Here is a 21,475-nt window from a genome sequence, read left to right as displayed (position 1 = left end):
TTGTTTTTGTGTAAATATTTAGTAGTCTTTCTGCATCTCCGCGATCTTGCGTTGGAGCTTGCGCATCTGTTCCTCTTGGAGTACTTTCTTGTATTCGATCGGGACGATCTGGATGAACTCATCCACGTACTTGTTCCAGTTATCGAGCATTAATCCGGCTAGATGGCTGCCGGTATGATGATAATGCTTGCGGATCAATTCATGAAGTTCCTTCCGTGAGGTGCTATCTTCGATCAAGGAAAGCTCTACCATTTCCATGTTGCAATAGTAATCGAAATCACCGTTCTTGTTCCATACGTAAGCGACACCGCCACTCATTCCGGCGGCGAAGTTCCGGCCTGTATTGCCTAAGACGACAACCCGGCCTCCGGTCATGTACTCGCAACAATGGTCGCCTACACCTTCCACGACGGCGATCGCCCCGGAGTTTCGCACGCAGAAACGTTCCCCGACCCGGCCGTTGATATAAACCTCACCGCTGGTAGCCCCATATAATAAGGTATTACCGGCTATCGTATTGTCTTCCGCTATAAAGGTGGAGCGTACCGGAGGCATTAAACTGATGTGTCCGCCACTCAATCCTTTTCCGAGATAGTCGTTCGCCTCGCCTTCCAACCGGAAATGTACGCCGTGGGCCAGAAAGGCTCCGAAGCTCTGGCCCGCCGCCCCCTTGAACTTGATATGCAGGGTGTTCTCCGGTAACCCGATGTTCCCATACCGCTTGGCGATCTCGCCGGAAAGCATGGCTCCTACGGAACGATCGGTGTTGGCTATCGCGTAATCCAACGATACTTCCTGTCCGGATTCGATGGCGGCCTTCGCGTGACGGATTATATCCACATCTTTCACGTTGTCGATCGCATGGAGTTGACGGGTGACATGATGGATGGCCTGCGTGGCGGCTTGTTCCGGTAGATGGATCAAGCGGCTGAGATCCAATAGATCATGTTTCTCGATATGATCGGAAGGTTTACGCATGAGTAAGTCCGTACGGCCAATGATATCGTCTAGTTTCGTATAGCCTAGCTCTGCCAGATATTCCCGAACTTCACGGGCGAGGAAGGTGAAGAAATTCACCAAATATTCGTGTCGGCCATGAAAGCGTTTACGTAATTCCTCATCTTGGGTAGCGACACCTACCGGACACGTGTTCATATGGCATTTACGCATCATCACACAGCCTAAGACGATCAAGGCGGAGGTGGCGAATCCAAACTCCTCGGCACCCAGCATCGCCATCAATACGATATCCCGTCCGGTTTTCAACTGTCCGTCTGTTTGCAAACGGACTTGTCCCCGGAGGCCGTTCATCACGAGCGTCTGTTGAGTCTCGGATAGTCCTAGCTCGGGTGGGATTCCGGCGTAACGGATAGAGCTTATCGGGGAAGCCCCCGTTCCTCCTTCCGCCCCGGAGATCACGATCCGGTCCGCTTTTGCCTTGGCTACACCGGCGGCGATGGTTCCCACGCCACTCTCGGATACGAGTTTCACACTGATCTCGGCTTGAGGGTTCACGTTCTTCAGATCGAAGATCAATTGCGCCAAGTCCTCGATCGAGTAAATATCGTGGTGAGGTGGGGGAGAGATCAGAGAGATACCCGGGATCGAGTGACGGGTTCTCGCTATGATATCGTTCACCTTATAGCCGGGAAGCTGTCCTCCTTCGCCCGGTTTCGCTCCTTGGGCGACCTTGATCTGGATCTCGTCGGCGTTTACCAGATATTCCGTGGTCACGCCGAAGCGTCCGGAGGCTACTTGCTTGATGGCGGAGCGGAGCGATAACCCGTCCTCACGGGAGATGAAACGGGCCGAGTCCTCACCACCCTCGCCCGTGTTACTGCGTCCGTGTATCTTGTTCATGGCTATAGCTATCGTCTCGTGCGCTTCCCGACTGATAGAACCGAAGCTCATCGCTCCCGTGACAAAGCGACGCATGATCGCTTCTTCCGGCTCTACCTGCTCCAAGGGGATCGGGGTGCGTCGCTTGAATGTCAGGAAGTCACGCAAGAAGATCGGGCTTTCCTTCTCATCGACCGTATGGGAATATTCCTTGAATTTCTTGTAGCTCCCCAAGCGGGTAGCCAGTTGAAGCATGGAAATGGTGTCCGGGTTCCAAGCGTGCTTCTCGCCATCCTTGCGGAAGGAATAAATGCCTTTATGTTCCAATAAGGAATCCGTGGGTTGGGAGAATGTGTCGTTATGCATGGCGATCGCGTCTGCCGCTATCTCTTCCAAGCGGATACCACCGATGTTGCTGGTGGTTCCCCCGAAGTAAGTATCTGCCAGATCCCGGCTTAGGCCGATCGCCTCGAAAAGCTTTGCTCCCCGGTAACTGCGGATCGTGCTGATCCCCATCTTGCTCATAACCTTGAATAAACCCTTGCAAATGGCTTTTACGTAATTCTTCTCGGCAGTCTCGTAATTCAATTGTATCTCTTGCCTGTCTACTAGATCATCCAAGATAGCGAAAGCCATATAAGGGTTGATGGCACTGGCTCCGTAGCCTAGTAAGAGGGCGGCGTGCATTACCTCACGCATCTCGCCGGTTTCCACTACCAGCGCTGTTTGCACCCTTTTCTGCACGGAGATCAGATGGTGATGCACGGCGCTTACCGCTAACAGAGAGGGGATCACCGCTTTTTTCTCATCTACGTTCCTGTCGCTTAAAATGATGTAGTTAACGCCGTCGGTGACGGATTGCTCCGCTTGTTTACATAATTCGTCCAAGGCAGCTTTCAGTCCTGCGCATCCTTTCTCTGCGTCAAACAAAGTGGGGAGCTTAACACTTTTAAAGCCCTTATACCGGATGTTACACAGGAGATCCAGTTGTGTATTGGTCAAGATCGGATGGTTCAGCCGAACCATTTTACAGTGGCTCTCGGTTGGAACTAAGATATTGCTTCCCACGGCCCCGATATACTCGGTCAGGCTCATGACGAGTTCCTCGCGGATCGGGTCGATCGGCGGGTTGGTTACTTGGGCGAATTGTTGGCGGAAATAATTATAGAGGATTTGCGGACGGGCGGATAATATGGCCAGTGGCGTATCGTTGCCCATGGAGCCGACCGGTTCCGCCCCTCCCGTGCACATCGGTACGATGATACGTTCGATATCCTCACGGCTGTATCCGAACGTACACAGTAGCTTGTCGTATTTCTCTACCTTATGAGGAATCTTACGGCCGGATTTCAACTCGTCCAATTCCACCCGGTTTTTCTCCAGCCAAGTACGGTAGGGCTGGGCGTTCGCCAGTTGTTCCTTCAGCTCGCTATCGTAATAAATCTCGCCTTTCTTAGTATCGATGAGTAAGATCTTTCCGGGTTGCAGACGGCCTTTTTCCTTGATCTCGTTAGGCTCGAAATCCATGACGCCGACTTCGGAGGCCACGACCATCATGTCATGTTTCGTGATCAGGTAACGGGCGGGGCGGAGACCGTTACGGTCTAGCATGCCTCCAGCGTAGCGTCCGTCGCTAAAGAGCAGGGCGGCAGGCCCGTCCCACGGTTCCATCAAGATGGAGTGATATTCGTAGAAAGCCTTTAGATCTTCGGAGATCGGGTTCTTCTCGTTGAAACTCTCCGGTACCAGCATCGCCATGGCATGCGGCAGGCTCATCCCGGAGGCCACGAAGAATTCCAATACGTTATCCAGTGAGGCACTGTCACTCATGCCCGGCTGGATGATCGGGCGTATATCGTTGATATCCGGGATTCTGGGGGAGGAGAGTACGCTCTCCCGGGCCTCCATCCATCCCCGGTTGCCCCGTATCGTGTTTATTTCCCCGTTATGTGCCAGTAGGCGGAAAGGTTGCGCCAGACTCCAAGTGGGGAAGGTGTTGGTGCTGAAACGTGAGTGTACCAAGGCCAGTCCGCTAGTGAAATAAGGTTGCGTCAGGTCCGGAAAGTAATGGCGTAGCTGCATGGATTCCAGCATGCCTTTGTAAACGATGTTTTTGGTGGAAAGAGACGCTATATAGAAATCATCCTTGGCCGGAAGGTCGGTGGCCGATACCCTTTTCTCGACCCGCTTACGTATGAGGTATAGCTTTAGTTCCAGCTCTTGCTGATCGTTGCAGCCGATGATGAATATCTGCTTGATATCTGGTTCGGTCGCTTGTGCGTCCTTTCCCAAGATTTCCGTATGAACGGGAACTTTGCGTAAGTGCATCAAGGTTAATCCCTCTTTCTCGATCTCCTCGATGAGGATACTGAGGATGCTTGCTTGCTGTTCCTCGTCTTTGGGGAGAAAGATTAGTCCGGTGCCATATTTGCCTTTCTCTGGAACCGGAATTCCTTGCAGGAGGATGAACTCATGCGGGATCTGTAATAAGATTCCCGCTCCGTCACCCGTTTTGTTATCGGCTCCCTCAGCGCCTCGATGCCTCATGTTCTCTAGTACCTTAAGGGCTGATTCGATGATGTCGTGCGATTTCTCGCCGTGGATATTTACTAACATTCCTACTCCACAAGCGTCATGTTCATAAGACGGGTCGTATAATCCTTGTCTGCTATTAAAATGATTTCTGTTTGTTTTCATTTGTTGACCTTATGTTTGCGTATAAATGATTATTGCGTCAATTTGTTTCGCAAATATAGGTATTAATGGCATAATGTGATTGCTTGCAGGAGCGAAAGAACGGAGAAAAGATAAGAATATCTTATCTAATGTTTCTATTTGTAAGTATTTATTGGGTTTGTTCTTTTTATTTGAAAGATATTTGGTTGGTTAGTTTTCTAAATGAAAGACAAACTAAAAAAAGAAGCACCGTCACGTTTTGCGACAGTGCTTCTTTTTTTCCGGAAGCGCTGTCACGGATTGTGATGTCGCTTCCTATCTGTTTTATCTATCGGGATATTCTCGGATGAAATAGCGGGATAGGAATTTCCAATTATCTTGTATGATCGCCTTGCCACGTTCCGGGCTGGTAAGGCTTTTCGTTTGTGCGTCGGTCAACATGCCTCGGTCTACCAGCTCTTTCAGGAAGTAAACGCTGCAATGTTTCACGATGAAGAAAGAGAGCGCTTGTTTGGCGGCACGGTTGGAGTCGTAGAAGGGATTGTTCTCATCCTTGATCAGCTCCACGTCTCGGGTAATGACTTGGGCGCCTTCCTCGGGCGTGGCGTAGATCGCCAGCTTCTTGCCTTGCCAGTCCTCGGGAAGATGGAAGTTCTCGGCGGGGATAAGGCCGGAAGTCTCCGTGATAAATGTTTGTGCATCTTCGGTCTTGTCGAAATAGAGAAGCAGTTTGTCACCTGCGGCTTTGCGGAAAGTCTCGTATTGTTGGCGGTTTTCCTCCAGCATATCGTCGGGCAGGGTAGCTACAGACTCGTCGGCGGTGTTCTGAAATACCGCATGGTCGGGATGCTCGGCGGGCAATATCTTTGCCAGCCATTGCGGGGAGGTCAGACCTAGCAAGGAGGTCTTGCTGGTGTAGGCCATCATGCCGTGGCTGTTGACGAGCAGGTTGTTAAGCTGCTCTTGGTTGAGGTCGGGCTGCTCCTTCCAGCGGTCGTGGGCGAAGTCGCTCAGTTCCCGGGCCGACTCGGGCAGGATATAGGATTCGTAATGGAACCATTGCAATAGACGGTCGTAATCCTCTTGTCGCTCGTAGCGGGTATCAAGGGCGAAAAGCTTGGCCATGCGGGTATTCTCCGGCGCCGTGGTCCACTCTTTGCAGAACAGGTCGTAGATAAGCATGCCGGTGGATTCGTTGGCAGGGTTGTCCGGACTGACGAAAGTGCCTTTACGATAGCCGTGATACTGCTGGGTATAATGCCAAAGGAGGAAGCGCACGTCCTCAAGGTTCACCTCATCGTCGTAATAATGATCGTCCGGAGTGTAGAAGGGGAGGTATTTGCCGTATAGCTCCTTATGGGTAAGGATGAAGGCACGCCAAATCCCCATGCCGGAGATCACGTCCTCGAAGTAGGCGGCCATGCGGATACAGATCTGCTTTGTTTCCTCGCCCTCGAAGGAGTTTACCAACTCGGTCTTCTCCATGATATCGTAGATACGGTTCGCTATTCCCGTGTAATAGGAATCCACGGGAGTGCTTTGTTTATAGGGATGCAACTGCAACCAATCTTTCGGGAAAATTTTTATGTTCTTCATGTTATTTGATGTCTTTATGTATTCAGGAGTGCAAATGTAGTAAAAATATGTTAGCTATGTCAAACGATAAGGAAAAGTTGAGGTCCTAAAAATGTGACATTTGTTGTCTTTATTGTTATCGGATCTAAACATCTTTGAAATACCGCCCCCGTACTTTTGCGTCGAAATCAAAGATGAAATAATAAATAGTAAGATAATGGGAAAGAGTTTAAGGGGCAAAAGATTGAAAAGGTTAGGGCTTTTCTGGATGGGAGTTTTCCTGTCATTCTCTCTATGGGCACAAACAGGGGTTATCTGCGGGACGGTTACGGACGCAAAGATGAAAGAACCGTTGATCGGCGCCTCGGTCGTGATCGAGGGGACTACGGTTGGCGCTATCACGGATATAGACGGTAATTTCCGTATCGAGAACGTGAGACCAGGTACTTATACGGTAGCCGCCTCTTACGTGTCGTACCAAACGCAAACGGTAAAGGATGTTCCGGTAGTCGCACGTCAAGAGGCGGTGTTGAATATCGAGCTTTCCGACGCTAACCTCCAATTACAGAATGTGGTCGTAGTGGCCCAACGGAAATTGGGAACCGAGATGGCCGTATTAAATACCGTACGCAAGAGCCTTCCGGTCGTGAATGGTATCTCCGCCCAGCAAATCAGTAAAACACAGGATAGCGATGCCGCCGAGGTGCTTCGCCGCATCCCGGGAATCACCATCGTGGACGATCGTTTTATCGTGGTCCGGGGTCTGGCGCAACGTTATAATAATGTATGGCTGAACAATGCCACGACCCCTTCCAGCGAGACGGACAGCCGTGCCTTCTCGTTCGATGTGCTTCCCTCTTCCTTGATCGATAACATGATGATCTACAAGAGCCCTTCGGCCGAGCTTCCGGCGGATTTCTCCGGCGGTTTCGTGCGGGTGATGACCAAGAATATCCCGGACGGGAACACCTTCAACGTATCCTACCAAATGGGCTTCAACACGAACGCCACCTTCCGTAACTTCCAGCTGACGGACGGCACGGCAAAGGATTACCTTGGATTCGGAGCGGGCGTGAGAAACCTGCCTTCCTCTTTCCCCGCTCACCTAGGAGAACACTCCACGGATGAGGCGGCTGCCTTTACCCGCCAAATCAACCAACGTTGGGGGATCAACAAGTTCACCGCCATCCCCGATCAGAAGATATCCCTTACCTCGCACCGCTCTTATGATGTGGGCGGCTGGAAGATCGGAAATATCACGAACTTGAACTGGAGTACCGAGTACGATTACTCGGAGACGGTGAATAACAACTACATCGCCTACGACGTGAAGAACGACGTATCCCGTCCCCGCTTTGAGTACAACGATATCCGCTATAAGAATACCTCCAAGCTAGGGGCCCTCTTTAACTGGTCATTCCAACGGGATGGCAGCAAATATGAGCTTCGCAACTTCTTCAGCCAGCGTGGCGTTTCCGCTCTGACACAAAGGGAAGGAATGAACTATTATTCCGACAAGGATATCCGTAAATGGGAATCCCTCTATACCGGGCGTACCACTTACTCTGGGCAGATCAGCGGTGTGCATACCTTGCGAGAGAATGTCAACAAGGTGGATTGGACGGCGGGCTATGCCTTTGCCTCCTACCGTGAGCCGGATCGTAAGATCGTGAACTCCATCCTTGACGAGAACCGTACGGAACAGCCGAACTACTATGTCTCTGACCCGATGCGTTATTACCAAGAATTGAAGGATCATAGCGCCTCTATAGTCGCCAACTACGAACATAAATTCACCGTATCCGATAGGTTCGCTCCTGTTCTCAATGGAGGTGTCTACGGTGAATATAAGAGCCGTACCTTCGCTGCCCGTCGCTTTGGCTACAACCTGTTGGGTAGCGGCTACGACCGGTATGCGGACTGGGATTATACGGAGTTGTTCGGCGACGAAAATATCTCGGCGGATAAGATATGGATGCGTGAGACAACTACGAACAGTGACTCTTATACTTCCGAGAACATGTTGGGAGCCGCCTATGTCTCCGCTAAACTGAATTATGGGGAGGTGTTGAACGCTAATATCGGTGTTCGTATGGAATACTACCAATTGAAGATGGACGGATATAGCTCGGACGGTACGACCCCGGTACACTTGGATAATAAGACGACGGATTTTTTCCCTTCAGTTAATGTTGCCTACAACCTCTCACAAAAACATTTGGTCCGCGCCGCTTACGGTCGCTCGGTCAACCGTCCGGAGTTCCGAGAGGTAGTGCCTTATGTGTACTTCAACTTCGAGCGAGACGCAAACATCGTGGGAAATACGGAGCTGAAGAATGCCTATGCTGACAATATCGATCTTCGTTATGAGTTCTATCCAGCCGCGGGCGAAATGATCACGATCGGCGGTTTCTACAAGCACTTCAAGGATCCTATCGAGGAGACGTACAACGAGGCTGGTTCCGGCCTGCAATATACCTATCATAACGCGAAGAACGCCGAGACCTTCGGCGTAGAGTTGGACGTTAAAAAGAACCTCGACTTTATAGGGCTGCGAGGCTTGAGCTTTGTGTGCAACGCCGCGTATATCTATAGCCGTGTCCGTTTTGAGGAAGGGGCACCGGAGCGGGATCGCCCTTTGGCAGGGCAATCTCCCTACTTGGTTAATGCCGGCTTTTTCTACCAGTACGATGACAAGGGGATTTCCGCCTCCCTGCTCTATAACCGGATCGGGAAGCGTATTGAGTCGGTCGGTGTCCCGATGCAGAACCAGAACGAGGATATCCCTGATATATATGAGATGCCCCGCAACTCGTTGGACCTTACTTTCTCGAAGAAGATTAGCAAGATTGTCGAGATCAAGGCGGGAATTCAGGATATGTTGAACTCCAAGGTCGAGTACAAGCAGTTCGTGAAACTGACGGACAACAAGGGCGGCAAGAGTGAGCGTGAACAACTGATCCGCAGCTATCGCCCGGGAGTGGATATCAATATCGGTGTTTCTCTTAAGTTTTGATGTTTAATTGAATATATATCTATTACAAACAAAATGTTTTTATTATGAACAGATTTCTCTTAAAAGGTTTGGCCTCTGTGTTAACGATGGCCGTTATGTTTGGGACTGTATCGTGTAGTGATGACGATGATAAACCTGATGGCTCCGTAGCTGTATCGGCTGTGGCAGTCAGTCCTACTACCGTTACTATCAAGGTGGGCGAATCCACTACCTTGTCTGCGGCTATTACTCCAAGTGATGCTACGGATAAAACGGTTACATGGAGTACTTCCGATGAAAAGGTCGCGACGGTCAATGCCGGTAAGGTAACAGCTGTGGCCGAAGGTTCCGCTACGATTACTGTAACTACGAAGGATGGCGGTAAAACGGCTACTTGTACCGTGACTGTCTCTAATGATGCTTCGTCTTCCAAGGAGGTGATATTGGAAGGAAATATCACGACTGATTTTACGATCAACGCTGCCGACAAGAACTTCATGAAAGGCTTCGTATACGTGAAATCAGGCGCTACATTGACTATTGAGGCTGGTTCTGTTATCAAAGGTGTGTCCGTTAGTCCGGGCGAGAAAGCCGCTTCCTTGATTATCGAGCCGGGCGCAAAGATCATCGCCGAAGGTACTGTTGACAAACCGATCGTCTTTACATCCGATAAAGAGCCGGGTAAACGTTTGACAGGTGACTGGGGCGGTCTGATTATTTGTGGTAACGCTCGTGTGAATCGTACCAATCAACCAACTATCGAAGGAGGACCTGGTACATTATATGGAAATACGACCTCCGATGAGTTTAATACGGAAAGTTCCGGTAAATTGAAATACGTTCGTATCGAGTTCGCCGGTTATCCTTTGGAGCCAGACAAGGAAATCAATGGCTTAACCTTCGGCGGCGTTGGTAGCGGCACGGAAGTCGAGTTCATTCAGGTTTCATATTCGAACGATGATTCTTACGAATGGTTCGGTGGAACGGTAAATGCCAAACACTTGATCGCTTACAAAGGCTGGGATGATGATTTCGATACAGACTTCGGTTATACGGGTAAACTGCAATTCTTGTTGAGCGTACGTGATAAGAATATCGCTGATACTTCAGACTCCAACGGTTTTGAATCTGATAACGACGGTGACGGTTCTTCCAACACTCCGCTTACCAAGCCGGTCTTCTCCAACGTAACCTTGATAGGTCCTTTCTATGGCAAGGTATCCGATAAGACACAGGCTGAGGTGGAAGCCAAGACAGCCGACGCTGCTAACGGTGCCAAGGGTGGTAAATTCCAGGCAGCCATGCACCTGCGTCGTAACACCAGCTTGAATGTTTACAACTCCGTATTCACCGGCTGGCCTTACGGACTTCGTGCTACTGATAAGAAAGGTACGGCAAACGATGGCATTGCCATCAAGAATGTGATCTTTGCTGGTATGTGGAAAAACTTCTATGAGGATGATAAGGTAAGTGAGAACTTCTTCAATCTAGCCGGTAGCAACAGGACTCTGGCAACGACCAACGAGATTATCTCTAAAGATGGTGATTACTCTTCTGTCGTAGCTTCAGCTGTGCAAGGCGCTGAATTTGTCGATGAAGTATTGAACAACAGCTTCTTCGAGAAAGTAACTTACAAAGGTGCTTTCGACGGAAAGAATGACTGGACTGCTGGTTGGGCTAATTGGGATCCTCAAAATACCGAATATTAATCAAGCTTGGCATTGAATAGGTTGTGAATTTGTTTAAGGCACTGAGGCATCCGGAAAGATCCCTCGGTGTCTTTTTATGTATAATTTAGATAAGAATGTATCATGAATAAAAAGCTATTGTTACTTTCCGCTTTTCTGGCGGGAGCCTCCTTGACCGTGCAGGCGCAAGACTTGGTATTGAGCGAGGGGCAGTACTATACCGATGAGACACAAACCACCCCGTATACGGGCCGCTATACGGAATTCTATGAGGATGGCATGCTCAAGATGGAGCTGTACCTGAAGGACGGCCGCCCCGAGGGAACCTATGTGATCTATTATCCGGATGGCAAGATCGCCGAGGTGCGTTCCTACTATCACGGGATCTTCCATGGTGAATGGCGAACGTATAGCGATAACGGTCAGCTGATCGGCCTGGCTTCTTATAAGGAAGGGCAAAAGGACGGCCCTTGGCGTATCTGGAGCGATAAGGGAAATTTGTTGCATGAGATGTTCTATACGGAAGGGAAGAAATCTGGTGTCTGGCGTAGCTGGGATGAGGAGGGGAATCTACTTTCCGAGGAGAATCAATAGGAATAATTGCCGTTTACATACCGTTGTAATGCCATTTACCTCTAATGGTAAATGTTTTTTCCTCTAGAGGTAAATGTCGTTACATCAGCATGTAAACAGTTTTACCTCTAGGTGAAAATACTTTTACTTCTTGATGAAAATATTGGTAAATGTAATTGAATGGAAATCAGCATGCTTACTACTCTTCCTCTTCTCCAAAGTCGAACTCGAAATCGAATCCGTCATCCATGAATTCCGGCTCAGTGAATTGCTCCAGTTCACGGCGGTCTTTCTTGGTAGGACGTCCGAGACCTTTCGCACGATTTACAAAACCGGAGATACGATTCATCTCTAGAATCTCATACTGATCCGGGGGTGTCACGTTCTCCATATAATTCGGGACGAGCTTTGCGCCTATACGATTTTCGATCAATCTGATTACCTTAAAAGAGAAAGTGATCGGCGGTTTACGCACTTGTATCACATCGCCAACCTTGATCATGCGGGAAGGTTTGATCGTTACTCCACTTATCATGATACGTCCTTTCTTGCAAGCTTCTGCAGCTATCGTGCGGGTCTTGAAGATACGGGTCGCCCACATCCATTTATCGATACGTACCTCGTTCATGTCTGTATTCTCTGTCTCTTTTTATTTATTATTAAATTGATTCATAGTGATTTGAATACCGGTGAGGCAGAAGCTTTTGATGATCTCTGTCGCACGATCCAATATCTTTGGCATCAATTGCAATTCCTCCGGGGGAAATTTCCCTAGCACGTAATTGATCTGTCCACCCCGTGGGAAATCGCTGCCTATGCCGAAACGAAGGCGGGAATATTCCTGCGTATTCAATAACTGGGCGATATTCTTCAATCCGTTATGCCCGGCGTCGCTACCCTTGGGTTTCAGACGTAAGGTTCCGAATGGCAATGCCAGATCATCTACGACAATCAATAGATTTTCCACGGGAACCTTCTCTTTCTGCAACCAGTACCGAACGGCGTTGCCGCTGAGGTTCATAAAGGTATTCGGTTTTAGTACGATCAAGTCACAGTTTTTCACCCGTATGCGTGCGATTGCTCCGTATCGCTCCTCTGTGAAATTGCCTCCTACGCTCTCTACCAAATGGTTGACAACCCGAAAACCTATATTATGGCGGGTTCCCCAATATTCGGAACCAATATTACCAAGTCCTGTTATCAAGTATTTCATTATCCTCGAATCTATAAAAGAAAGGGGAAGAACATTCTATGAATATTCTCCCCTTTATGTATGTAGTAATGCTTTTACCTCTGATTATCCTTTAGCCTGAGCACCACGAGCGGCACGAGTCAATTGAACGGCGCAAACAACAGCGTTCTTAGCGTTCATCAATTCAAGACCTTCGAAGTGCAAAGCACCTACCTGCATAGTCTTACCTAAACCAAGGTGATCTACATTGATTGTCAACTTTTCAGGGATTTGATCGTATACTGCTTTCACTTTCAGTTTTCTCATTTGAAGAGACAACTTACCACCAGCTTTAACACCTTCTGCGTGACCTTCCAAAACAACAGGAACTTCCATTACTACGGCTTTGTCCTTAGATACTTCCAAGAAGTCCATGTGAAGGATTTCGTCAGTTACAGGTTGGAACTGTATGTCCTTAACGATTGCCATCGTCTTGTTACCGTCAATGCTTAACTCAACAACGAAAATCTCCGGAGTGTAAACCAACTTACGAACGGCTTCTTTTGTAACCGTGAAGTGAGTTACTTTTTCGCCACCGTATAATACAGCGGGAATTTCATTGTTCTTACGCATTGCCTTCAAGGCTCTTTTCTGATCAGCGGAACGAGCGACGATCTCTCTTCCTTTTCCTTCTAACTCAAATGTCTTCATTTTCTTTAATTTTTGTGTTACTCAAAATTAGTTGTTCTGCTTCCTAATTTCCCATCACACGGTACGGGGCTAAAAAGCGGTGCAAAGATACGATTTTTGTTTGATATGACAAATATTTTGTATGTTATTTGCCGGATTATCGATCTAGCTTCACTAATTTCGTGGTTCGCATGATCCAACGGACAAGGCCGTGGGGGAGGAGCACTACGAGGGGTGTGCATATTTTGTTGAAGAGACCCGGTAATAGGGAAGCCCGGTGGTGAAACAAGGCATTAATCCCTTTTTTAGCCAGTTTTTCCGGACGCATCATGATACCTAGACGGATCGCTAAGGTCTTTAAATTGTCGCTTAGGTTATATAAATTCGTGGCGACGGCGCCGGGACAAAGTACGGTTACGCTTACTCCATAATCCAGTAACTCTGAACGCAAGCCCCGGGAGAAACTTTTCAAGTATCGTTTGGTGGAAGCGTACAGCGTAATTCCCGGATAAGGTAGCCAACAAGATAGGGATGACATATTGAGGATATATCCATGACGCCGTTTCTTCATCTCCTGACCGAAATAATAACAAAGTTGGGTAGGAGTGGTCACGTGGAGGTAGAGCATTTTCTCGACGATGTTGGCCTTAGCTTGTAAGGTCTCGCAGAAATAAAACATACCGGCGTTATTGACCAATACCTCTACAGGGATGTTTTTCTCTTGGCAAGCATCATACAGTTCCTTGGCCGCCCCCGGGATCGCAAGGTCACGATAAAGCGGCAAAACTTCTATACCATATTTCTCGGAGAGAAACTCGCCTTTCTCCCGGATCGCCTGCTCCTCATTGCTGACGATCACTAACTGATAGCCTCGTGAGGCTAGCTCCTCGGCATAGGCGAGACCTATTCCGGAGCTGGCCCCCGTGACTAAAGCCCATTTCTTTTCCATTATTTATATTCAAGCCTTTTGATTTCACGTACGATACATTCCGGAAGACCTTTCACGTTCTTATGACAGACCATATCCTCGCTATACATACGGGCGATACAATAGTTGCTATGCCCACAATCGCAACGGGCGTGCTCGTCTTCTTTCATACGGTTGACGAAGCCCGGCTCGTTCACCAAAGCGCGTGCCATGGCCACAAACTCGAATCCGTCGTTCAGTACCTCCTCGATCTTGTCTCTGGAGACCAATCCTCCTACGTAAATAAGAGGTAAATGTAAGGCTTTGCGGAATTTCAACGCATCTTCAAGGAAGTAAGCCTCCTTAAACGGTTCCGAGGGAATCATATATTTACCCATCATGCGGATTCCAATCGGTAGATAGCCCCTAGGCATATAATACGCCATCGTACGGATCGGCATTTCTCCCCGCATTACATACATGGGGGCACGGCTCACGAATCCACCGCTTAGTACTAAGGCATGCGCTCCGCATTGGTCTTGGAGTGTACGGGCTACTTCTAGGCATTCGTCTATTTCAAGTCCTCCCTTGAACCCGTCCCGCATATTGGTCTTTACGGTTACGGCCATGTCGGAACCTGCTGCTTTCATCACCTCTTCCATACACATTCTCATGAAGCGCATACGGTTCTCAAGGCTTCCTCCATATTCGTCTTTCCGGTGGTTGGTGTACGGGGAAAGGAATTGGCTGATCAGATAACCATGCCCGGCATGGATCTCGACAGCGTCCATACCTGCCTCACGTGCCAATCGTACGGCTTCACCATAGGCACGAGCCATGGAAGCGATCTCGGATTGTTTCATACCTCGTACGATCGTGGGAGAGTAGAGGTTGAAACCGCTGGATGCTGAGATAGGCGTGCATCCGCAAATCCGCTTATGCGACATATTACCGCAATGGCCTAACTGGATGGAAGCGGCGGCTCCCTCTTTATGGATAGCGTCGGTGAGCTTGCGGAGGCCGGGAATAATATCCGGACGCATCCACAGCTGACGCTCGAACGACAAGCCGCTTTGCGTCACGGCGGCATAAGCTATGTTCGTCATGCCGATCCCTCCGGCGGCTACGGATGTATGATAGTTGAATAACTGCTCCGAGGGAGCGTTTCCCAGGCACATACTCTCGAATGCGGCGGCCCGGATCGTGCGGTTCCTAAGTGTTAGCGGACCGATCTTACCGGGTGTAAACAGGATTGATTTGTCCATATCAATAGATTAATATAGTTGTTCCGAAAAATTAAGTTAGATAGTTTTCTCTATATTCCAGACGAAGGCCCGAAGCCCTTGTGCTTCCGTTTCCTTGTCTAAGTTGTGTAGGATTTCCAGAAAATGATCGACCTTCTCGTCTTCTACCATCGTAAGGATGGCTGAATTCAAGGTAGGCCAAGCGTGATTGCCGTAATGTGGCTCGCCTGTTTTACTTCCCCGTCCTTGCACGACATCCCAATAGGTAAAACCTTTAAGGTTATTACGGTCCATGATATTGACGATGGTCTCGTAATACGCTTGATTGAAAGATATAAATATCGCTTTCATATAGTTGTTTTTTTATGAGATCGCATACCCGTAGGGAGGCTTTTCTTACGATGGGCATTCAAGCCTGCTTATAATGGGCATCGTAAGCACCTTACAATGGGCATTGTTACGACTTAACAATGCCCATCGAGGTTTGCTTGGCCTCGGCTTCCCTATGGTACGTAAAGATAATTAATTATTTCGTAATGCCTTTCTTATTTTGCGGCGTCTTCGTTTTATGCCGTTGGCGGCGAATACGGCATAGACCGTCGGAACAATAATCAAGGTAATCAAGGTGGATACGGAAAGACCCCAAGCCACGGTCATACCCATCGAGCGCCACATCTCGGAGCCCTCGCCGGTTCCCACCGCCATCGGGATCATACCCAATACGGTCGTCAACGTTGTCATCAATACCGGACGGAGACGGGATTTACCGGCAGTCACTACCGACGTGATAATACCCATGCCACGTTCCCGGCATAAGATCGTATAGTCGATCAGCACGATACCGTTCTTAACCACGATACCCATCAACATGATTACGCCGATCAAGGCCATAACTCCTAAAGGTGTCTGCGTAACTGCCAATCCCAATACGATACCCGTAAAGGCGAACGGGATAGAGAACATGATCACGAACGGGTCCACCAACGACTCGAACTGGGCAGCCATCACAATGAATACTAGGATGATAATCAATACCATCAAGATACCCAAATCGGTAAATGTATCCTGCTGATCTTCGAATGTTCCACCCAACTGCCAACTTACGTCGGATGGGATATCCATTTGTTTCAACTCGTTCCGGGCGGCGGCAACCAAGTCGCTCAATGCCGCTCCCTTACCCGCTACGGCAGATACAGTGATCACACGCTCACGGTCTTTACGCTCGATGGTCGGGGGAGTCATACGTTCCACTACCTTGCCTAAATCACGGATGCGGATGCCTTTGCCCTCATTGTTATAGATCAAGATATTCTCAAGATCCTCTACGGACTCTCGGAACTCGGGGGCGTAGCGTACCTTGATATCATACTCATCTCCATCCTCACGATATTTTGAAGCGGTGGAACCATTTATACGGTTCCGGAGATACATGGAGGCGGTTGTTACGTTTAGCCCGTTGATAGCCAGTTTCTCCCGGTCGAAGTCGATTTGGTATTCTGGGATATAATCCTCACGGCTGATATTTGCTTGCGAACATCCTTTTACATTTCTCATACGACGGGCGATCTCATTCGCCACGGCATCCGTCTGGGCGAAATCAAAGCCATAGATCTCGATGTTAACCGAGGTTTCTCCACCCATAGAACCTTCCTGCCCTCCGGCGAGTACCTCGAATTTCTTGATCTCGCTGTATTGGGCTAAGTCCTGTCGCATCAACTCGCAAATCTCGGTAAGACCTCTCTCACGGTCGCCCACGCTAGTCAGATTTATATTGAACTCGATAATATGCGTACCGTTATTGCTTAGCTGGGCGAAGGTGTTATCCGTATCCGCCGTACCTTCAGTGAAGTTACTGATCTGGATCTCCGGATATTTCTCACGGAACTTCTTATCGATGTCGAGAGCTAACTCACGGGTAATATCCTGTCGTGTACCGATTGGCAACTCAATCGTTATACCGATGCGTGCGTTATCTTGCGTCGGGAAAAATTCCGTCTTGATGACTGTGATCAGCATCATACTTCCGATGAAGATTAGCGTAGCGCCTACGATCACTGTTTTTCGGTGGCGTACGGCCCAGTTCAAGAAGCGTCCGTAACCCCGATCCAAAGCGTTCAAGCCCTTTTCGATAGGTGTGAAGAACATCCGGTACAATTTACCCTTCTCCGGTTGTAGGCGTAATAATTGCGAGCAAAGCATCGGGGTCAATGTTAAGGCGCCTACCGTAGAAACGATCATGATAATACTAACGATCCATCCCAACTGCTTAAATAAGATACCCGCCATACCCGTAACCATAGTCAACGGCAAGAACACCGCCAACATCGTAAGGGTGGAGGCGATAACCGAGATAGCCACCTCGTTCGTGGCGTGTATGGCAGCCTGTTTTGGCTGGCTACCCCGTTCGATATGAGTAGTTACGTTCTCCAATACCACGATAGCGTCATCCACCACCATGCCGATAGCGATAGAAAGTGAGCTCAACGAGATTATATTTAACGTATTACCCGAGGCCAGCAAATAAGCGAAAGAAGCGATCAGGGAGATCGGGATGGTCAAGATAATGATAAACGTAGCCCTCCAACGTCCCAAGAACACGAATACCACCAACATAACGATGATAAAGGTGATCATGATCGTCTCTTTCAAGCTGTCGATCGTATTCAAGATATTCGTGGAAGTATCCATGATTATATCCAGTTTCACGTCGGATGGCAAACTGGCCTGTATCTCCGGAAGTTTCTGGTGTACCTTCTTGGCGATGTTTACCGAGTTTGCTCCGGACTGTTTCTGGATGACGATCATACCACCTTTCGTACCGTTGTTGAACGTCTCTTGCGCACGTTCCTCGATACTGTCCTCTACACGGGCCACGTCGCGCAGATATACGTTCTTTCCGTTTTGGCTACCGATTACTAGATCCAGCATTTGCTTAGCGTCCGTGAATTCTCCTTGAACACGCAAGGAGTAGGTATTGGAGCCGATATCTACGCTACCTCCCGGTGTGTTCCGGTTCTCTTGTGCGATGATGTTAGAGATTCCTTCGATGGTCTGCCCATAAGCCTCCAGCTTGTATGGGTCGCAATACACTTGCAACTCACGGATCGGCGTTCCGGAGATAGACACGGCACCCACGCCGCTGATACGTGCCAATGGGTTGGATACCTTATCGTCCAAGATCTTGTAAAGAGCGTTCGTGCTCTCCTCCGCGGTCACGGAAAGGATCAAGATGGGGATATCGTCTGTACCGAACTTGAAGATGATCGGATTCTCTACGTCATCGGGTAGGGAAGACTCCACCATGTCCAGTTTGTCGCGGACATCGTTCGTGGCGACATCGATATCGATGCCATAATTAAATTCCAACGTTACTATCGATATATTCTCACGGGATTGCGACGTGATATGCTTCAAGTCGCTTACGCTATTCAACACGTTTTCCAAGGGCTTCGAAACATTCATCTCAATATCCGAAGCACTGGCGCCGGGATAGGCCGTCATTACCATGATGGTGTTCGTTTCTATCTCCGGAAGCAAGTCTACTGATAACCTGCTTAAGGAAAAAAGTCCGAAGATCACGATCGCCACAAATACAAGGGCGGTCGATACGGGCTTTCTTACCGCTGTTCCATATAAACTCATAGTCCGTTATTCGTTTTCGATTTCAACTTCCATACCGTTCGTCAAGCGGCTTTGCCCTGTGATAACCACTTGGTCGCCATCCTCCACTCCGGATATGATCTCATATTTATCACCCATACGGCGTCCTAGCTCCACCTTCTGGTAGGAGACCTTGCCGTCTTTGCATACATATATATACCGGTCGCCGGCGCCTGATTGTTTTACGATAGAGCGATCCGGAGCCACCACGTGATCCATATGGCCGAAACTCATCGTCACCCGGGCGAACATACCCGGTCGTACTCGCTCATCCGAGTTGGCGATCTTGATCTCCACGGGGAACGTGCGGGTAGCGGGATCGATCGTTGGGTAAACCAAGTTGACTTTACCCTTGAAAACCTCGTCTCCGTACACATCTAGCCAGATATCTGCCTCATGGCCTTTCTTCACTTTCGTGAAAAGACTCTCGGAGACATTCACCATTAATTTGACCGGACGTATTCCCTCTACCGTATAGATGGGGGTTCCACCGCTGTACATATCGCCGCTATCGTAGTTGCGGGCGGTTACGACTCCGCTGATCGGGCTTAGTAATTGGGTATTCTCTACCAAGTTCTTATACGTCTCACGAGCCACTTCCAAGGAAGTCTTTTGGGCATCCCAAGCGGATTTGGAAGCACCCCCTACCTTATACAATTCGTCAATACGTTTAAACTCGATCTCTTGGTTATCCAATTGTATCTTTGCCTGTTTCAAGCTGGTAGCGTCCATCTTTGCCAATAACTGTCCGGCTTGTACATGATCGCCTACCTCGGCGAAGATTTTCTCGATACGGAACGGGGTTTGAGGAGCGATATTATTTTTGATATTCGCTTCCACCGTAGCGGTAAATTCACTGAGTTGCTCTACGTCTTGAACAGAGACCGTCTCCACCTTTACCTTTACTTTCTCATTCTGTATTTCTGTGGCTTCCTCACTCTTGTTACCCGAGCAAGACATCAGGAGGGTCAATGTAACTACCGGTATTACTTTTAGCATTTGACTTGTTTTCATATGATTGTTCTTAATTATTATCTATTAAATTTTCAATTTATCTGTCCGTTACCTAATACTTTCTCCAGATCCGCCTTCGCTACCATATAGTCGTAGATAGATTGGTTGAAGTTCAACCGGGCCTGCGTCAAGGCAAGTTCGGCATCGTTCATCTCCAACCATGTGCCGGCGCCGGTGTCGTACCGTTTTTGTGAGATCATATATCCCCGTTCCGCTTGCTCGACTCCCTTTTGGGCGGCGTCGAACTTCTTGATACAGGTATTCATATTATCAATGTACTGCTTCACGGCCAACTGTAGATTACGCTTGGTATCGTCCCGTTGCAGGTTCAATTGGTCGATGGAGACTTTTGTCTGCTTTACTTTATAAAATTTACTGCCTCCAGAGAAGATCGGAATCGATAACGTGATACCGATCATTGAATAGGGGTTCCATCTGTAATTCTTGAACTTGAAGTCATTATTCATAGCACTCCATTGATATAAGCCGGTCAGTGACAAGGTTGGCAGATAATCGAATTTCTGCATGACCAGCGTCTTTTTTAGCTGTTCCGCTTGAAGGTCTAATTGTTTCAAGTCCGTATTCTCGGATAAGGTCGTGTCTGTGGATAGATAGTCGGCAAAGAGGCTGGACTTGAAATCCGTCAGTTGCCCGTCGCAATCGATATTTAAATCCAGATCCATACCTAATAACGCTTTTAACTGCCATTTGGCCAAAGTAAGGGAGTTCTCTGCCTGCAACAGATTAGGCTCCGTATTTTTTACTGCCACATCGGCACGTATCAGGTCATATTCAGCTACGGTTCCCTGTTCGTACTTTCGCTTGATGTCCAGATAATTCTCCATGGCATTGTCGTAGCTTTGCTTGAATACCCGGTAAGAGTCGCTTGCCAGAAGGACAGCGTAAAAGCTCTTTTTCACTTGGTTCACCATCGCTATTTTAGAAGAGCGGGCTTGCTCCACCGCCAATTCCACGTCTAGGGCTGAAATACTCAAGCTTTTCCATAAAGAGGCGTTCACCAGTGGCATGGAAGCGTTGAAGCCCAAACTCCAATTATTGCTACGTCCTACCTCGAAGCCTTTGTCCATACTTGACATGTCCGTGTCTTCGGGTAAGCTGCCGCCTCCCATGTCACCCATGTCGAAGTCCATATACATCACCTGTTTCTTCAAGGTACGGTTGTAGTCCCCCGCAAAACTGATCTGCGGAAATAGAGAAGCATACGATCCTTTACGTGCGTACTTTTTCTTCTGTATTTCTTTATCGGCAACTTTTACGGTCGGGTTCTCGCTCAAAGCGATCTCTAGCACTTTCCCAAGATCCAGTTTCAGGGTGTCTTGAGCCAGAACCGGTCTCGCCGCCAGAAAAGGCAATACCATAAATGTGACCAGCATCATTTTTCTACTCTTCAATAATCGTTTCATTTAGGATAGATTTTGTCTG

14 protein-coding genes are annotated in these 21,475 nt (G+C 48.6%); 3 read left to right on the top strand and 11 right to left on the bottom strand.

Annotated features, from left to right (window positions below; genetic code table 11):
* Positions 1-18 precede the first annotated feature (18 nt).
* Both gltB and E5342_RS02760 read right to left on the bottom strand, forming a co-directional pair.
* Positions 19-4,536 carry a glutamate synthase large subunit gene (gene gltB / locus E5342_RS02765; protein ID WP_135958778.1) on the bottom strand — a complete coding sequence of 1,506 codons (4,518 nt, stop codon included), beginning with the start codon at positions 4,534-4,536 and terminating at the stop codon, positions 19-21.
* 303 nt (positions 4,537-4,839) lie between these two features.
* The gene (locus E5342_RS02760; protein WP_135958777.1) at positions 4,840-6,111 is read right to left on the bottom strand and encodes a DUF3843 family protein; all 1,272 of its coding nucleotides are present in this window, start codon (positions 6,109-6,111) and stop codon (positions 4,840-4,842) included.
* A 196-nt stretch (positions 6,112-6,307) separates the two neighbouring features.
* On the opposite strand from E5342_RS02760, the gene E5342_RS02755 reads away from it, so the two are divergent.
* The 3 genes from E5342_RS02755 (at position 6,308) to E5342_RS02745 (ending at position 11,367) form a co-directional block, all read left to right on the top strand.
* Positions 6,308-9,106 carry a TonB-dependent receptor gene (locus tag E5342_RS02755; RefSeq protein WP_057329471.1) on the top strand — a complete coding sequence of 933 codons (2,799 nt, stop codon included), beginning with the start codon at positions 6,308-6,310 and terminating at the stop codon, positions 9,104-9,106.
* A 44-nt stretch (positions 9,107-9,150) separates the two neighbouring features.
* On the top strand, positions 9,151-10,794 hold the full coding sequence (locus tag E5342_RS02750; protein WP_135958776.1) for an Ig-like domain-containing protein: 1,644 nt from the start codon (positions 9,151-9,153) through the stop codon (positions 10,792-10,794).
* A 102-nt stretch (positions 10,795-10,896) separates the two neighbouring features.
* Positions 10,897-11,367: a toxin-antitoxin system YwqK family antitoxin gene (locus tag E5342_RS02745; protein ID WP_135958775.1), complete on the top strand. Its 471-nt coding sequence runs from the start codon at positions 10,897-10,899 to the stop codon at positions 11,365-11,367.
* A 178-nt stretch (positions 11,368-11,545) separates the two neighbouring features.
* Here E5342_RS02745 and E5342_RS02740 read toward each other — a convergent pair whose 3' ends face one another.
* From E5342_RS02740 to E5342_RS02700, 9 genes are all read right to left on the bottom strand, one after another.
* Positions 11,546-11,974 (bottom strand): RNA-binding S4 domain-containing protein, encoded by a 429-nt coding sequence (locus tag E5342_RS02740; RefSeq protein WP_135958774.1) that lies wholly within the window; start codon positions 11,972-11,974, stop codon positions 11,546-11,548.
* Between the two features lie 21 nt (positions 11,975-11,995).
* Positions 11,996-12,559 carry an aminoacyl-tRNA hydrolase gene (gene pth / locus E5342_RS02735; RefSeq protein ID WP_135958773.1) on the bottom strand — a complete coding sequence of 188 codons (564 nt, stop codon included), beginning with the start codon at positions 12,557-12,559 and terminating at the stop codon, positions 11,996-11,998.
* Positions 12,560-12,643: 84 nt separating this feature from the next.
* Positions 12,644-13,228, bottom strand: a complete 585-nt coding sequence (locus E5342_RS02730; RefSeq protein ID WP_135958772.1) for a 50S ribosomal protein L25/general stress protein Ctc — start codon at positions 13,226-13,228, stop codon at positions 12,644-12,646.
* 136 nt (positions 13,229-13,364) lie between these two features.
* Positions 13,365-14,156 carry an SDR family NAD(P)-dependent oxidoreductase gene (locus tag E5342_RS02725; RefSeq protein WP_135958771.1) on the bottom strand — a complete coding sequence of 264 codons (792 nt, stop codon included), beginning with the start codon at positions 14,154-14,156 and terminating at the stop codon, positions 13,365-13,367.
* Positions 14,156-15,379: an NADH:flavin oxidoreductase gene (locus tag E5342_RS02720; protein WP_121736463.1), complete on the bottom strand. Its 1,224-nt coding sequence runs from the start codon at positions 15,377-15,379 to the stop codon at positions 14,156-14,158. The genes E5342_RS02725 and E5342_RS02720 overlap by 1 nt, the downstream gene beginning before the upstream one ends.
* 36 nt (positions 15,380-15,415) lie before the next feature.
* Positions 15,416-15,709, bottom strand: coding sequence for a PG0541 family transporter-associated protein (locus E5342_RS02715; protein ID WP_005861968.1), 294 nt, complete (start codon positions 15,707-15,709; stop codon positions 15,416-15,418).
* Between the two features lie 171 nt (positions 15,710-15,880).
* Positions 15,881-19,000: an efflux RND transporter permease subunit gene (locus E5342_RS02710; protein WP_121736464.1), complete on the bottom strand. Its 3,120-nt coding sequence runs from the start codon at positions 18,998-19,000 to the stop codon at positions 15,881-15,883.
* 6 nt (positions 19,001-19,006) lie between these two features.
* Positions 19,007-20,032 (bottom strand): efflux RND transporter periplasmic adaptor subunit, encoded by a 1,026-nt coding sequence (locus tag E5342_RS02705; RefSeq protein WP_121736465.1) that lies wholly within the window; start codon positions 20,030-20,032, stop codon positions 19,007-19,009.
* 32 nt (positions 20,033-20,064) lie between these two features.
* Positions 20,065-21,456, bottom strand: coding sequence for a TolC family protein (locus tag E5342_RS02700; protein WP_135958770.1), 1,392 nt, complete (start codon positions 21,454-21,456; stop codon positions 20,065-20,067).
* Positions 21,457-21,475: the final 19 nt, after the last annotated feature.

Origin of the sequence: Parabacteroides distasonis, from assembly GCF_004793765.1 — a bacterium.
Classification (GTDB): domain Bacteria; phylum Bacteroidota; class Bacteroidia; order Bacteroidales; family Tannerellaceae; genus Parabacteroides; species Parabacteroides distasonis_A.
The sequence above is the reverse complement of the archived record's forward strand: the minus strand, read 5'-3'. Positions and strand labels throughout refer to the sequence as shown.